The following is a 15,315-nucleotide window of genomic DNA, read 5'->3' on the forward strand; positions in this document are numbered from 1 at the left end:
AACCTTCCACCAACTCTCCTGTCGAAACCTTTTGCGGCCCTGACCTCGCACGTTTTTCCTGTGACCGACGGTAACGAGATGCGCGGGAGGGACCGGTGTGACCGGACGCCCCGGTTCCCTCCAGAGCGGGGGAGATCGGATCAGGACAGCGGAGAGCGGTGCGGGGGACAGGGCACCGGCCCCGCCTCCCGCACCGCTCCCGGTCACGCTCCGTCAGCTGGTGGGCATCAGGACGTTGTCGATGATGTAGACGTTGGCGTTGGCGGTCTTCACGTTGCCGCAGACGACCTTCGCCGTGCCGTTGACGGTGTAGGACTCACCCGAGCCGGCGGTGGTCAGCTTGGACTTCTCCAGCGTGGTGAACGAGCCCTTGCCCAGCTCCTGCGGCGTCACCTTCTGGCCGACGACGTGGTAGGTGAGGACCTTGGTCAGCTCGGCCTTGTCGTTGAGGATCTTGTCGAGGGTGGCCTTCGGGATCTTCGCGAAGGCGTCGTTGGTCGGCGCGAACACGGTGATGTTCTGGGCATTGTTGAGGGTGTCGACCAGACCGGCCTTCTTCACCGCCGAGACCAGCGTGGACAGCGCGGGGTTGTTGGAGGCGGCCGTCGCGACCGGGTCCTTGGCCATGCCGCTGAAGGAACCGGCGCCGCTCTTGGGCACCGCTCCACAGGCCGTGCCGAACGGCTCGTCGGCGGAGGCGGTGCTGCCCGCGCCGGTCATGCCCTCCTCCGAAGCGGCGGCCGACGCGGACGCCGAGGCCGAGGACTTCGACGACGCCGAGTCGCTGCTGCTGCCCGAGCAGGCGCTGAGGGCGAGCGGAAGCACGGCCGCGGCAGCCAGGGTGACGGCGGAGCGACGGATACGGGTGTTCATTGTTTCTCCTGGTGATAGTCGCGGCCGAGCCGCATTTGGGGGAGGGGAATGGTCTGGGGGGTCAGTCCACGGTCACGACCACCGAGTGCCAGCCGCTGGCGCCGTCGGGGATGGTCTGCGTCCGCTTCTCGGTCTGGGTGCGGCCGGTGCCGTCGGTGGCGCGCACGGTGAGGGTGTGGCCGCCCTTGACGGCCTGCCACGGGTGGGACCACTGGCGCCAGGTGTCCCGGGTGTCCTGGGCGGCCAGCCTGGCCCGCTCCCAGGGCCCGTCGTCGATGCGCACCTCGACCCTCTCGATGCCCCGGTGCTGCGCCCAGGCGACGCCGCCGATCATGACGGTGCCCGCCTTGGGGCGCGCGAAGGGCTTCGGGGTGTCGATGCGCGACTCGGTCTTGATCGGCCCGAGGCGCGCCCATCCGCGCTGCACCCAGTAGGGGTCGTACGCCTCGAAGGTGGTCAGTTCGAGGTCGGTGAGCCACTTGCAGGCGGAGACGTACCCGTAGAGACCGGGCACCACCATGCGCACCGGGAAGCCGTGGTCGAAGGGGAGCGGCTGGCCGTTCATGCCGAGGGCGAGGAGGGAGTCGCGGCCGTCCATGACCTCCTCGACGGGGCTGCCGATGGTCATGCCGTCGACCGAGCGGGCGACCAGCTGGGTGGCGGGCCCGCCCTTCGACGGCGGTTTCACCCCGCTCTCGGCGAGCAGGTCGGCCAGCCGGGCGCCGATCCAGCGGGCGTTGCCCACGTAGGGGCCGCCGACCTCGTTCGAGACGCAGGTGAGGGTGATGTCCCGTTCGATCAGCTCCCGCGCGAGCAGGTCCGCGAAGGAGAGGTCGAGGGGCCGGGTCACCCCCTTGCCGTGCACCCGCAGCCGCCAGGTGGTGGCGTCCACCTTCGGGACGACGAGGGCGGTGTCGACGCGGTAGAAGGAGCCGTTCGGCGTGATGAAGGGGCTGACGCCCGGGATCCGCACCTGGGCGCCGCGCGGCACGGGGGCGGCCGGGGACTGCGGCCTGGGCAGCACCACCTTGTCCCGGGAGGCGACGGCGCTCTGCCCGCTCGCGGCGCCGAGGGTGCGTCCGACCACCAGGGCACCGGCCGAGGCGGCGGCAGCGGCGGTCGCCGTGACCACGAACGCGCGCCGGTCCCAGCCGGGTTCACCGTTCTCCTCGGACGGCGGCTCCCCGGCCGGGGCGGCCGACCGGGACGGCAGGCGTCCGACGAGGTGGTACAGCAGCAGCGCGCCGACGACGGCGCCCACGATCGACGGCAGCGCGTCCGCCGGGCCCTCGGAGTCGGGGCGGCTCAGCGCGGCCACCGCCCCCACCGCGCCGAACAGCAGCACACCGGCGGCGCCGACCCGGCGGTGACGCAGGGCCAGAATGCCGAGCGCGAGGGCGAAAAGCGCCAGCACGACGAGAATTCCGGACTGGAGGACGAGTTTGTCGTCCGTGCCGAAATTCCGGATCGCCCAGTCCTTGACGGTGGCCGGGGTGCGGTCGATCGCCGCCCCGCCGACCGCCACCACCGGATCGGCCTGCGGCCGTACGGCCGCTGCCACCAGCTCCGCCACGCCGAGCGCGGCGAATCCGGCGAGCAGGCCGCAGCCCGCGGCGAGGGCCCGCTGAGCCCACCTGCCCGGGGCCGGTGGTTTCTTCCTGTCGTCGGTCACGTGGGGAATCCGGTCCCGAATGGCGACCGGATTGGTGGATTCCACGATCTGATGAATCTTTTTCCCGGACCAATCCGCGCGGTCCGGGGCTACGTATGCCTATTCCGTCGCCGTGTAAAGCAAATTCATATGATCGGTCTTCATTCCTCGTCCGCGCGGGGGCCGTTCGCCGGTGACGACGCGGACGGCGGCCCGCACTCCGCGACCCCGCCGCGCGCTCACACCCCGCCGCGCTCGCGCGGGATGCGCTGGCCCGCCTCGATCGCGACCGGCAGCCGGTTCCCGGCGGGCGGCAGCGGGCAGGTCGCCAGATCGGTGTAGGCGCACGGCAGGTTCGCCGCCCGGTTGAAGTCGAGGACGACCGTGCCGTCCGCGGCGGGCTCCGCCAGGGCGAGCGAGCGGTTGGCCGCGTAGGTGGTCACCCCGGAGGTCGCGTCGGTGAACAGCACCGTCAGCCGCCCCGGGAGGTGTCCGGGGAACACGGTCAGGGACAGCTCGTGGCCCTCCAGCGAGAACTCCACGCGGCCGGGCGCCTCGTACACGTGCTCAAGGCCCTCCACGGCGGCGCCGACCGTCGTCGGACGCGGCGTGTCGAAGGGGACGTAACGGCCCGTCACCACCCAGCGCGGGTCCGGCGCGTAGGCGGGCGTCCCGGTGAAGGCGGCGCGCAGCGGGGCGTCCGGGTGGCGCGGGCGGACGATGTCGTTGCCGCCGCGCCGGGCCACCTCGATCACGGCGTCGCCCCAGACCGCGTCGACCCCGCCGCGCTCGGGCAGCACGCCGAAGTGGTGCGTGCCCGTCACCGGCGAGCCGTCCACCGCCAGTTCCTCCCCGTCGTCGAGCCGTACGTGGACGCCGTCGTCGTCGGTCCACCAGGCGCCCGGGGCGTCCGGGAAGCGCTGCGGGGTTCCGTGCAGCCAGTGCAGTCCGGTGATCGCGAGGAAGCCGTGCGGCGCGGCGAGACGCTCCTCCTGCGCGCGGTACCAGTCGAGCCAGTCCCGGGTGAAGCCGCGCAGGTCGGTCGTGGTGGCCTCGGTGGTCATGGGTGCTCCTTCGTCGTCGTGCGAGGTCCGTCCTCGCGGTCGGGTGCGGTGCGTGCGGGTGGCGGTGCTGTCACGCGGCGAGTTCGCCCAGGAGCGTCCAGGTGCGCCTGCGGTCGGCCGTCCCGGCGATCTCGGTGCCGGAGAGGACCACCTCGGTCGCCCCGGCGTCCCGGTAGCGGCGGACCTCGGCCGCCACCGCCCGTTCGTCGCCGATCACGGCCAGGTCGGACGCCCGGGTGCCCCCGGAGAGCGCGATGGCGCGCGCGTAGGACGGGAACCGCTCGTAGAACGCGAGCTGTTCGGTGGCCCGCGCGCGGACGGCGTCGACGTCGTCGGTGACCACGCCCGGCACCAGGGCCACGATCCGCGGCGCCGGTCGCCCCGCGGCCCGCGCCGCCGCGGTGACCGCCGGGACGATGTGCTCCGCCAGCGCCCGAGGCCCCGCCAGGTACGGCAGGATCCCGTCGGCCAGCTCCCCGCTGACCCGCAGGGCCTGCGGCCCCATCGCCGCCACCAGTAGCGGGACACCGCCCTCCGCGCCCGGCACCCGCGCCGGGAGCGGGGTGGTGGCGGTGAGCAGCTCCCCGTGGAAGTCCGCGCTGCCGTCCCGCGTCAACTGCCGCAGCGCGGTGAGGAATTCACGCAGCCGGGCGATGGGCCGCTCGAAGGGCAGCCCGAACCCGGTCTCGGTGAGCAGCTTGGTGCCGAGGGCGAGACCGAGGTGGTAGCGGCCGTGGGTGGCGGCCTGCGCGGTCTGCGCCTGGCTGGAGACGACCAGCGGATGCCGTCCGAAGACCGGGACCGCGGACGTCCCCACCTGCAGCCCCGGCACCTCGCGCCCGACGAGCGCCGCGAGCTGGGGCGAGTCGGCGCCGAAGGTCTGTCCGAACCAGGCCGAGCGCAGCCCGGCCGCCGCCGCCTCGCGGGCCAGCGCCACGGAGGCGTCGACCTGGTTCCCGGCGTCCGGTGTGTTGAGCACCACTCCCACTGTCATGTCTGTCGCAACGGCCGCCGCGCGAGCCCGCATTCCGCCCGGGTGTGACAGCTTCCTTGCAGTCGTGTGAACGGCGCCCGCGCCCCGCCCACCGAGTGGGCCCCGGTGTTCCACAGCGTGGACTGCGCCTGGTGCGCCGCCGTCCGCTGCGGTACAACTTCCCCCATGATCCGCGAAGCCCTGGTACGCCGCCTGGTCGTCGACCTGTGCCGCCGTACGGCCGCGTGTTGTTGATCCTGCCTCTCTGACGCGCCCCGCCCGCTTCCCTCCGGGCCGCCCGCCGCGTCGCCCTTTCTCCCTCTCCCGTCCGCCGCCCCCGTGCGCGCAGGCGTCCCTGCGCCGTTCCCTCCGAGGCCCGTGGAGGTCCTCCGTGCCCCCTGCATCCGCCGCGCCCGCGGCGCTGCGCGACCCCGTGGACGAGGCGGAGCCCGCTCCCCGCCGCCGGGCCCGCTCCCGGACCGGCGGCGCGCTGCGCCGACTCGCCCTGCCGCTCGGCTCGCTGCTGCTCTTCCTCGCCGTCTGGCAGTCGGTGGCCGCCGCCGGCACCTGGAGCGAGACCCTCGTACCGCCCCCGGCCAGGGTCTGGGACGCCTTCGTCGACGTCTCCACGACCCATGACGGCGTTCGCGGCTACAACGGCACCTACCTCGTGGAGCACCTCGGCATCAGCCTGCGGCGCATCGCGCTCGGCGCCGGGCTCGGCATCGCCCTCGGGGTCGCCGCCGGCCTGGTCATGGGCACCGTCGGCTGGGTGCGTTCGCTGTTCGAACCGTGGATCACCTTCCTGCGGACGCTGCCGCCGCTGGCCTACTTCTCGCTGCTGATCGTCTGGCTCGGCATCGACGAGGAACCGAAGATCACCCTGCTGGCCGTGGCCGCCTTCCCGCCCGTCGCCGTCGCCACCACCGCGGCCGTCGCCGCCGCGCCCCGCCACCTCCAGGAGGCCGCCCGCGCCCTCGGCGGTTCCCGGCGCGACGTCGTCAGGGACGTCGTCCTGCCCTCCGCGCTCCCGGAGATCTTCACCGGTGTCCGGCTGGCCGTCGGCGTCGCCTACTCCTCGCTCGTCGCCGCCGAACTCGTCAACGGCCTGCCCGGCATCGGCGGCATGGTCAAGGACGCCGCCAACTACAACAACACGCCGGTGGTGCTCGTCGGCATCGCCGCCATCGGCGTCTCGGGACTCCTCATCGACGGCGCGCTGCTGCGGCTCGAACGCGCCGTCGTGCCCTGGCGCGGCCACGCCTGACCGGTCCCACCCACCCACGCCCCTACAGAACAGGCATCCCATGACCCCTCCGCAGACCGGCGCCCGCACCGGGACGCCCCAGGGCCGCCCGACCCGCCGCGCCCTGCTCGCCGCCGCGCTCGGCGCCGCCGGCGTCGCCGCCACCGGCTGCTCCTCCTCCGGCGGCGGCTCCGGGGGCTCCCGGCGGCTGCGCGTCGGCTACTTCGCCTTCCCCAGCGGCGACCTGCTGGTCAAGAACCGCAAGCTGCTGGAGAAGGCGCTGCCCGACCGCACCGTCTCCTGGGTCAAGTTCGACTCGGGCGCCAGCGTCAACCAGGCGTTCATCGGCGGCTCCCTCGACATCGCCGCCCTCGGGTCGAGCCCCTTCGCGCGGGGCATATCGGGCTCCTCGCCCATCCCCTACAAGGTCGCCTTCGTCCTCGACGTGGCCGGGGAGAACGAGGCGCTCGTGGCGCGCAGGGCGACCGGCGTCACCGACGTGGCCGGGCTCAAGGGACGCACGGTCGCCACCCCCTTCGCCTCCACCTCCCACTACAGCCTGCTCGCCGCTCTGGAACACGCCGGTCTCACCGCGTCCGACGTGAAGCTGATCGACCTCCAGCCGCAGCCGATCCTCGCCGCCTGGCAGCGCGGCGACATCGACGCCGCCTACGTCTGGCTCCCCACTCTCGACGAACTCCGGCATGACGGGACGCAGTTGACCAGCAGCAAGGAGATCGGCTCGCGCGGCAGACCCACCCTCGACCTGGCCGTCGTCTCCGACGCGCTGATCGCCGACGACCCGCGGACCATCGCCACCTGGCGCTCGGTCGAGGCCGAGGGCCTGCGCCTGCTCGCCTCCGACCCCGACGGCTCGGCACGCTCCATCGCCGACGAACTCGGCATCAGCCTCGCCGACGCCAAGGCCCAGCTCTCCCAGGGCGTCTTCCTCACCCCGAAGACGATCGCCTCCGCCGACTGGCTCGGGACCGAGGGCAGCCCCGGCCGACTCGCGGACTACCTCGCCGACACCGGGGCGTTCCTCGCCGACCAGAAGCAGATCCCGGCCGCGCCCTCCCGGGAGACCGTCCGCAAGGCGCTGTACCTGAAGGGGCTGCCCGATGGTGTCGCGTGAGACGGACGGCGCCCGGCCCGCCGAGGACACCGGGCGCCCGGGGGCCGTCCGCCTGGCCGACGTCACCCACCGCTACGGCGAGGGCGACGACGCCGTCACCGCCGTCGGACCGGTCGGACTGGACATCGAGCCCGGCGAGTTCGTCGTGCTGGTCGGCGCCTCCGGCTGCGGCAAGAGCACCCTGCTGCGGCTGATCGCCGGATTCGAGCGGCCCACCCGCGGCACCGTCACCGTCTCGGGCGCCGCGCCACGCCCCGGGCAGCAGGCGGGCGTCGTGTTCCAGCAGCCCCGCCTGCTGCCCTGGCGCACCGTCGGCGGCAACATCGACCTGGCGCTGCGCTACGCGGGCGTCCCCAGGGACCTGTGGGAGACCCGGCGGGCCGAACTCCTGCACCGCGTCGGCCTCGACGGCACCGAGCGGCGCCGGGTCTGGGAGATCTCCGGCGGGCAGCAGCAGCGGGTCGCCATCGCCCGCACGCTCGCCGCCGACAACCCCGTCCTGCTCCTCGACGAACCGTTCGCCGCGCTGGACGCGCTGACCCGCGAGCGGCTCCAGGAGGACGTCCGCCGGGTCACCGCCAGGACCGGCGGCACCACCGTCTTCGTCACCCACTCCGCCGACGAGGCCGTCTTCCTCGGCTCCCGGGTGGTGGTGCTCAGCAGACGCCCCGGGACCGTCGTCCTCGATCTGCCCGTCGGCCTCCCGCGCGGGGACGTCGACGCCGAAGATGTACGCGGCGGCGCCGAGTTCGCCGCGCTGCGCGCCCGCGTCGCCCACGAGGTCAAGGCGGCCGCGGCCTGAGGCCCACACGGACCGACCGCGTCACCACGACCGGTCACCACGGAAGGGGAACCAGCATGACCGTCACCACCGCACCGTCCCACCACGCCGGGACGGCCCGCCCGTCCGGCGCCGACACCGCGGGCCTGCGGATCGACCCGCTCGGACCGAGCTTCGGCGCCGAGGTGCGCGGCATCGACCTCGGCCGCCTCGACGACGACCAGGTGCTGGCCCTGCGCACCGCCCTCGTCACGTACAAGGTGGTCTTCCTGCCCGGCCAGGACATCGACGACCGCGCCCAGATCGACCTGGGCCGCCGGCTCGGCGAGGTCACCGCAGGCCACCCGGTCCACGACTCGGGGGACGTCCCCGACGAGGTCTACGCCCTCGACAGCCAGGACAACGGGTTCGCCGACGTCTGGCACACCGACGTGACGTTCGTCCGCCGCCCGCCCGCGATCTCCGTGCTGCGCGCCGTGGTCCTGCCCCCGTACGGCGGTGACACCTCCTGGGCGGACAGCCAGCTCGCCTACGAGTCGCTGACGCCCGCGCTGCGCGACCTCATCGACCCGCTCACCGCCGTCCACGACGGCAGCCGCGAGTTCGGCTACTACCTCGCCCAGCGCCGCAAGGGACGCGGGAACCTCTGGGACGGCGAGGTCGTCACCGATCTCGTCCCCGTCGAGCACCCCGTGGTGCGCGTCCACCCGGAGAGCGGCCGCAGGGGCCTCTTCGTGAACCCGGGCTTCACCTCGCACATCACCGGCGTCTCCGAGCACGAGAGCCGGGGCATCCTCGACATCCTCTACGCCCACCTCACCAAGCCCGAGCACACCGTCAGGCATCGCTGGCAGCGCGGGGACGTCGCCCTCTGGGACAACCGCGCCACCTCCCACTACGCCAACCGCGACTACGGCGACCAGCACCGCGTCATGCACCGCATCACCCTGCGCGGCGACCTGCCGGTCGGCCCGGCGACGGCCGCCTAGGCGGGCCCCGGGGCGGCGGAGGGAGACCGTGCTCCGCCGCCCGGCCGCCGCGCGCACGTCCGTCCCGCTCCGCCCGACCACCGGAGGACACCCCATGACCGCACGTGCCGCAGGACTGCCCGGTCTCCACCTCGCCCTGGAGGCCGACGGCGACGGCGCCCACCCGGCCGCCCGGCTCCACTCGGGGCGTCCGGCCGGCGCCGCCCTCACCCCCGCCGCCCTGCGGGACACCGCCCTCGCCGCCGAGGCGGCCGGACTCACCCTCGTCACCTACGCGGACACGCCCCTGCCGCCGCGCGCCGGGGGACGCACCCTCGGCCGGATCGAGGCCGGGACCCGGGCCGCGTACCTCTCGGGCCTCACCGACCGGATCGGACTCGCGCCCACCCTGCACGTCACCACCACGGAGCCCTTCCACCTCGCCACCCAGCTCGCCAGCCTCGACCACGCCTCCCGCGGACGGGCCGCCTGGGTCGTCGGCGCGGCGGCGGACGCGGCCGGACTGGCCACCGTGGGACGGGAGTCCGTCACCCCGGAGGAGCTGGCCCGCGAGATCGCCGACGTCGTCGACACCGCCCGCGCCCTCTGGGACTCCTGGGAGGACGACGCGATCGTCCGGGACGTCGCCACCGGCCGCTTCCTGGACGCCGACCGGGTGCACCACATCGACTTCGAGGGCGCCGCCTTCAGCGTCAAGGGCCCCCTCATCACCCCCGCCCGCCGCAGGGCCAGGTCGTCGTCCTCGCCCCGGACGCGCTGGACGCCGACGCGCGCGCCGACGTCGTCCTGGTGGCGCGCGACACCGTCCCCGCCGTCGCCGCCCGCGCCGCCACCGCCCGGCGCAACGGCGCGCCCCTCGCCTTCGCGGAGGTCGAGGTGGTCCTCGACGCGGCGACCCCGGCCGCCGAGCGGCTCGCCGCGCTGGACGCCGACGCCGAGCGCCCCGACACCGGCAGGCTCCGCCACGTCGGATCGTCCCGGGAGCTGGTCCGGCTCCTCGTGGAGCTGGCCGGGTCCGTGGACGGGGTCAGGCTGCACCCCGCCGTCCTCGCCGTCGACCTGCCGGTGCTGGCCGCCGAGGTGCTGCCCGCCCTCGCCGCCGCGGGGCTGCACCGCCCGCCCGTGCCAGGCGCCACCCTGCGCGCCTCCCTCGGCCTGCCCCGGCCCGCCAACCGCCACGCCGCCGCCCGCGGCTGAGACCCCCGCCCGGAGCACCGGGCGGGTCCACCACCACCGGACCAGGGCGCGAAAGGGGAATGTCACTCCCGGTGACCGGCCGGGCGCCGTGTGAAGGAGTCCGTTTGAGGGCGGGTTATCTGCGCAGGTGTTCTGCTTGGTAACACGTCCGGCGAAAGGAACAGCGTCATGGCGGCGACCGACAACGACAGGTCGGCGGATCCCGCCGCGGTCAGGCGCCACAGGGTGCTCTTCCGCGCGATCGACAAACGGCGCCATCCGCGGCTGCGGCGCAGCGACATCACGGTGACCGACGAGGCGTCCGTCAAGCGCGCCACCAAGGCCGCCGCCCTCGGCAACGCGATGGAGTGGTACGACTTCGGCATCTACAGCTACCTCGCCGCCACCATCGGCAAGGTCTTCTTCCCGTCCGGGAACGACACCGCGCAGCTCCTCAGCTCCTTCGCCACCTTCGCGGTGGCCTTCCTCGTTCGCCCGGTCGGCGGCATGGTCTTCGGGCCGCTCGGTGACAAGGTCGGCCGCAAGCGGATCCTCTCCATCACCATGATCATGATGGCCGTCGGCACCTTCGCCATCGGCCTCATCCCCTCGCACGCCAGCATCGGCTTCTGGGCCCCGGCCCTGCTGATCTTCTTCCGGCTGGTGCAGGGCTTCTCCACCGGCGGCGAGTACGGGGGCGCCTCGACCTTCATCGCCGAGTACGCGCCCGACAAGCGGCGCGGGTTCTTCGGCAGCTTCCTGGAGTTCGGCACCCTCGCCGGATACGTCGCCGCCTCCGGGCTCGTGGTGCTCCTCACCAGCGTCTTCAGCGAGAGCCAGATGATCGACTGGGGCTGGCGCATCCCCTTCCTGGTCGCCGCGCCGCTCGGCTTCATCGGCCTCTACCTGCGGCTCAAGCTCGACGAGACCCCCGCGTTCCAGAAGCTGGAGGGCGGCCACGCCAAGACCGCCGAGGCCGCCGACACGGTGGAGACCTCCGCCACCGCCGACCTCGGCAAGATCTTCACCCGGTACTGGAGGCCGCTGCTGCTGTGCCTCGCGCTCGTCGCGGCCTACAACATCACCGACTACATGCTGCTGTCGTACATGCCGACGTACCTCTCCGAGGAACTCGGCTACGGCACCAACCACGGGCTGCTCATCCTGCTCCTCGTGATGGTCCTCCAGATGTGCGTGATCAGCCGGGTCGGACGCCTCTCGGACCGCTTCGGACGCAAGCCGCTGCTGATGACGGGGATGCTCGGCTTCCTCTTCCTCTCCGTGCCGTCCTTCCTGCTCATCCGGCAGGGCAACGTCGTCCTCATCACCGCGGGGCTGCTCCTGATGGGCCTCTCCCTGGTCGCGATGCTGGGCACCATGTCGGCCGCGCTCCCGGCGATATTCCCCACCCAGGTGCGGTACGGCTCCCTCTCGGTCTCCTACAACCTCGCGACGTCCCTCTTCGGCGGCACCACGCCCCTGGTGATCACCGCGCTGATCAGCACCTTCGACACCAACCTGATGCCCGCGTTCTACGCCATGGCGGCCGCCGTCGTCGGCGTCGTCGCCGTCCTGTGCATGAAGGAGACGGCCAACGAGCCGCTGGCGGGCTCCCCGCCGTCGGTCGAGACGCAGCAGGAGGCGGCGGAGATCGTGCAGGCGCAGACACCCGACCCGCGGTTCTGACCCGCCGCGCACACCCCTCCCGGCGCCCGCCCCGGGCCCGGCCGCGCTCCTGGAACGCCCCGTGTCCTTCTCCGGCGCGGGGCGTTCCAGGTCCCACCCCGGGGGCGGTTCACGTCTGGCGGGAGTGGACCGGGTCGTTGGCCACCTCGTCCGGGCATCTCCGGTGCGCCGGGCGGGTGCGCCGGTCGCGCCGCCAGTCGAAGGCGGCCAGGGCCAGCGAGGCCGCCATCCCGATCAGGGCCGCCACCAGCGCCGTCACCACGGCCGTGCGGTAGTCGTCGCCCCGGCCCAGCACCAGGTAGAACAGGCCGGGAAGCGCGGCGGTGCCCACGGCCGCGCCGAGCCGCTGGCCCGTCTGGAGGGCGCCGCCCGCCGCCCCTGCCATCCGCACGGGCACGTCCCGCAGGGTCATGGTGATGTTCGGCGACACCACGAAGCCACCGCCGACGCCGCCCAGGAAGAGCAGCGGCGCCGCGACCCACGGCGCGGTGCCGAGCGGCAGGAACAGCAGCAGCAGCGCCGTGCCGCCCAGACCGGCGATCACCCCCGCGAGCCCGGCCACGGTGAGCAGCCGCCCGAAGCGCTCCACCATCCGTCCGGCGACGACGGCGGCGCACGCCGTGCCCAGCGCGAACGGGGTCACCGCGAGACCGGAGCGCAGCGGGCTGAAGCCCAGCCCGTGCTGGTAGAAGAGGGCGAAGACCAGCCAGACGCCGCTGAAGCCGATGAAGTACAGGGTGCCGACGCCCGCGCCGACGGCGTACCCGCGCACCGTGGTGAACAGGCGCGGGTCCAGCAGCGGCTGCCCGCCCCGGGCCACCAGGCGCCGCTGGCGCACCACGAAGAGGCCGAGGACCGCCGCGCCGGCCAGGAACAGCCACCACAGGCCGGTGATGCCCCCGGTGTCCGCCTGGACCAGCGGCCACATCAGCGCGAGCACGCCGACGCCGAGCAGCAGCACGCCCGGCACGTCCACCTCGCCGCGTCCGGTCGCCGGGGTGCGCGGCAGCAGCCGACGGCCGAGCAGGACGGCGAGGACGCCGATGGGGACGTTCACGTAGAAGATCCACCGCCATCCGTCCGGCCCGGAGGCCAGGGCGAGGATCGCGCCGCCGGTGAGCGGTCCCGCGGCCGACGAGATGCCGACGGTCGAACCGAAGAAGCCGAAGGCGCGGCCGCGTTCGGCGCCGCGGAACATCTGCTGGATGAGCGCGGAGTTCTGCGGTGCCATGAATCCGGCCGCCAGGCCCTGGGCGAGCCTGGCCACCACCAGCAGGGTGATGTCCGGGGCCGCCCCGCACGCCGCACTGAAGAGCACGAAGCCGCTGAGCGCCAGCAGGAAGATCAGCCGCCGGTCGAGCGCGTCGCCCAGGCGGCCCGCGGTGACCAGGGCGAGCGCGAAGGTCAGGGCGTACCCGGAGACCACCCACTGCACCTGCGCGGGGGAGGCGTGCAGGTCGCGCTGGATGGTGGGCAGGGCGACCGCGACGATCGTCACGTCCAGCAGGGTCATGAACCCGGCCACCAGGGTGACCCACAGGGCTCGCCAGCGGCGCGGGTCCGGCTGGTACCCGGCGTCCTCCTGAGCCCCCTGGCCGCGGTCGCCCGGCGGTGGCGCCGACGCTGTCACATGGGCTCCTCTCGCCGGGGACCGCGCCGGGCGGCCCACCGTCCGTACCCCTGCCCCGGCCCCCGGTCCGTCCCCCACCCGGCCTCCGACGAGCCTACGGTCATGAGGGGTGGGGGCGCCTGTCGACGGGGGCGGGTGGCGGCCGTCCGACGCGGGGGCCGCGCCGGGCCGGGGCGAGCCGCCCAGGGCCACGGGCGGAGCCGTCGGCCGGGCGATCCGGGGCCCGCTCGGACCCCGCCCGGACCCTTCGGTCCTGCGATCAACTTCCCGGTCCGTTCCGGCGTCCTCCCTGGCGTCACGCGCTCCGTCCAGGGCGTCCCGGGCGCCCCGGGCCGGTCCGGGGCGTCGAGCGCGCCCTCGGAGCCGCCCGTCACCGCGAGGCGGCGGGCGAGGTGGCCCGGCCGGTGGACGCGAGCCCTCGTGGGGACGGCGGACTCGCACCCGGCCGGGCCGTCACCTCCCCGATCCCGGTTCGTCCCGCCGCGAGGGGTTTTCGCACGGAGTATCGGGCTACCCGAACACCAGGCATCGCGCCACGCTCCCCGCACCAGCCACTCGTGTCGTCCCGACCGGGCCGGTCCGCGCGCGGGGAGCCGACGGAGACGAAGAGGGAAGACGGAGACGGAAGATGACAGCCGTGACCAGGAGCACCGCAGAGCAACCGTCCGTACGCGTCGCCCGCACCGGCTGGGCGCTCGCCCGCCGTCCCCGCGCCGGAAGAGTGCGCACCTGTGTGGCGGCGTTCGTCGACCGCGACGCGCCCGCGGCCCCGCCCGCGGGTACCGAGCAGAACATCGTCAGGGGCGCGGACTGAGCATCCGCCGCACGGACTCCGGCACGGGACGGGACCGGCGGCACGGCTCCGGGAGACCGGACCGGTGCGGACGGCTCCGGGCTGCCGGACCCGCACAGAGAGGGCCGGAGGGCGGCGAGCGTCCTCCGGCCTTCGTGCGCCCGGCGCGGGCGGGGAGTGCGCCGAGGGCGGGTTCCGTTTCCGGACGGGCGGCCTGGGTGCCGTCGACCGCTGCCGGTGCCGATCCGCTGTGCCGGTGCGGGAAGTGACGCCGGGTCGGAAAGTGACGTCAGCGCGGGAAATGACGTCGGTGCGGGAAATGACGCCGGGTCGGCGGAGGCCGGTCCGTCCGGCGGGCCCGTCCGATCCGCCCGCGGTGACCGGGACGATGGCAGAAGAACCGTTTCGCCTCGCGATGTCGAGGTAGGCGAGACCGAGACCGAGACCATGCCGAACAGGGAGCGAAGGAGAGCCGCATGACCGATCGTCGACTCGAAGGGCCCGGCGAGCGCGGGGAGCCCATCCCCAGGGACATGCCCGACCAGCAGGCGGGTGCCGCCAGGAACAGCTGGGACGGCACACGCCCCCACGGCGCCCCGGCCGACGAGGAGCTGCCGACCCCGGACGAGGCGGGCGCGCGCCGCAAGGGCGAGGACCGCTCGGACACCGTCCACCCCGAGCACCCCGACCCGCAGGAGTCGACGGCCTGAGCCGACCGGCGGGGCACGGTCACCGGGAGATCGGCGACCCGGCGGCCGGGGTGACCCGGGCGCGGTGGCGGGGCGACCGTGAGCGTGGCTTTCCGGCCCGGCGCGCACGCCGTCCCGGCCGCCCGGCCGCTCACCCGTACGGCCCCGGCGCGCGGACGGCGCGCACGGCCCCGGCGCGCGTCATGGGCGCCTTTCGCCGGATGCGCCTGACTATGACCTTTGCTTCCCGTTTGCGCCGTCGGTGCCGTCGTGTGTAGCTGGAAGGGCGCGTATGTCCGCGGAAGGGACCGTCCTTTTGCCGCGCGCTTCGGAGGAGACGGCTCATGACAGAGGATGCGTACCTCAGCACCCGGGACCTGCGCGACCTGACGGTCTACGACCCGGACGGCGAGAAGGTCGGCAAGGTCTCGCAGGTGTGGCTCGACGACAGGAGCGGGCGTCCGGAGTGGGTGTCGATCTCGACGGGCCTCTTCGGCACCAAGGAGTCCTTCGTGCCGCTGCTCGGCGCCCACCGCAACCAGGAAGGGCTCCAGGTCGCCTACCGCAAGGACCTCGTCAAGGACGCCCCCAGGGTGGAGGCGGACGGGCACCTCGACCAGACCGAGGAG

At 74.0% G+C, this 15,315-nt stretch carries 14 protein-coding genes and 1 pseudogene; 10 read left to right on the forward strand and 5 right to left on the reverse strand.

Features of this window, described 5'->3' with window-relative positions; genetic code table 11:
• Positions 1-213: 213 nt before the first annotated feature.
• From GA0115242_RS09560 to GA0115242_RS09575, 4 genes are all read right to left on the reverse strand, one after another.
• Complete coding sequence (locus GA0115242_RS09560; RefSeq protein WP_093826596.1) at positions 214-873, reverse strand: fasciclin domain-containing protein; 660 nt, start codon at positions 871-873, stop codon at positions 214-216.
• Between the two features lie 61 nt (positions 874-934).
• Positions 935-2,545, reverse strand: coding sequence for a molybdopterin-dependent oxidoreductase (locus GA0115242_RS09565; RefSeq protein WP_370672263.1), 1,611 nt, complete (start codon positions 2,543-2,545; stop codon positions 935-937).
• Between the two features lie 218 nt (positions 2,546-2,763).
• On the reverse strand, positions 2,764-3,588 hold the full coding sequence (locus GA0115242_RS09570; RefSeq protein ID WP_093826600.1) for a DUF1684 domain-containing protein: 825 nt from the start codon (positions 3,586-3,588) through the stop codon (positions 2,764-2,766).
• A 70-nt stretch (positions 3,589-3,658) separates the two neighbouring features.
• Positions 3,659-4,582, reverse strand: coding sequence for a TIGR03564 family F420-dependent LLM class oxidoreductase (locus GA0115242_RS09575; protein WP_176729781.1), 924 nt, complete (start codon positions 4,580-4,582; stop codon positions 3,659-3,661).
• A 370-nt stretch (positions 4,583-4,952) separates the two neighbouring features.
• Here GA0115242_RS09575 and GA0115242_RS09580 point away from each other — a divergent pair, with 370 nt between their 5' ends.
• The 7 genes and pseudogenes from GA0115242_RS09580 (at position 4,953) to proP (ending at position 11,574) form a co-directional block, all read left to right on the forward strand.
• Complete coding sequence (locus GA0115242_RS09580) at positions 4,953-5,828, forward strand: ABC transporter permease (RefSeq protein WP_176729782.1); 876 nt, start codon at positions 4,953-4,955, stop codon at positions 5,826-5,828.
• Between the two features lie 103 nt (positions 5,829-5,931).
• Positions 5,932-6,942, forward strand: a complete 1,011-nt coding sequence (locus GA0115242_RS09585) for a taurine ABC transporter substrate-binding protein (protein ID WP_237548952.1) — start codon at positions 5,932-5,934, stop codon at positions 6,940-6,942.
• On the forward strand, positions 6,929-7,744 hold the full coding sequence (locus GA0115242_RS09590) for an ABC transporter ATP-binding protein (protein WP_093826605.1): 816 nt from the start codon (positions 6,929-6,931) through the stop codon (positions 7,742-7,744). Before GA0115242_RS09585 ends, GA0115242_RS09590 begins: the two co-directional genes overlap by 14 nt.
• Before the next feature lie 56 nt (positions 7,745-7,800).
• Complete coding sequence (locus GA0115242_RS09595; RefSeq protein WP_093826607.1) at positions 7,801-8,712, forward strand: TauD/TfdA dioxygenase family protein; 912 nt, start codon at positions 7,801-7,803, stop codon at positions 8,710-8,712.
• Positions 8,713-8,806: 94 nt separating this feature from the next.
• Positions 8,807-9,373 (forward strand): annotated as a pseudogene (locus GA0115242_RS42440) (LLM class flavin-dependent oxidoreductase); the annotation flags it as partial.
• Between the two features lie 128 nt (positions 9,374-9,501).
• Complete coding sequence (locus tag GA0115242_RS42445; RefSeq protein WP_346012836.1) at positions 9,502-9,909, forward strand: hypothetical protein; 408 nt, start codon at positions 9,502-9,504, stop codon at positions 9,907-9,909.
• A gap of 168 nt (positions 9,910-10,077) precedes the next feature.
• Complete coding sequence (proP, locus tag GA0115242_RS09605; protein ID WP_093826609.1) at positions 10,078-11,574, forward strand: glycine betaine/L-proline transporter ProP; 1,497 nt, start codon at positions 10,078-10,080, stop codon at positions 11,572-11,574.
• Between the two features lie 109 nt (positions 11,575-11,683).
• Here the strand turns inward: proP and GA0115242_RS09610 are convergent, their stop codons facing one another.
• Positions 11,684-13,204 (reverse strand): MFS transporter, encoded by a 1,521-nt coding sequence (locus GA0115242_RS09610; protein ID WP_093826610.1) that lies wholly within the window; start codon positions 13,202-13,204, stop codon positions 11,684-11,686.
• Between the two features lie 637 nt (positions 13,205-13,841).
• Between GA0115242_RS09610 and GA0115242_RS09615 the strand changes: the two genes are divergently transcribed.
• The 3 genes from GA0115242_RS09615 to GA0115242_RS09625 form a co-directional block, all read left to right on the forward strand.
• Complete coding sequence (locus GA0115242_RS09615) at positions 13,842-14,018, forward strand: hypothetical protein (protein ID WP_218088637.1); 177 nt, start codon at positions 13,842-13,844, stop codon at positions 14,016-14,018.
• Between the two features lie 455 nt (positions 14,019-14,473).
• On the forward strand, positions 14,474-14,707 hold the full coding sequence (locus GA0115242_RS09620) for a hypothetical protein (protein WP_093826613.1): 234 nt from the start codon (positions 14,474-14,476) through the stop codon (positions 14,705-14,707).
• A 323-nt stretch (positions 14,708-15,030) separates the two neighbouring features.
• Positions 15,031-15,315 (forward strand): PRC-barrel domain-containing protein (locus GA0115242_RS09625; protein WP_141721560.1); only part of this gene is annotated, 285 nt, incomplete at its 3' end.

This window comes from Streptomyces sp. SolWspMP-5a-2 (assembly GCF_900091845.1).
GTDB lineage: Bacteria > Actinomycetota > Actinomycetes > Streptomycetales > Streptomycetaceae > Streptomyces > Streptomyces doudnae.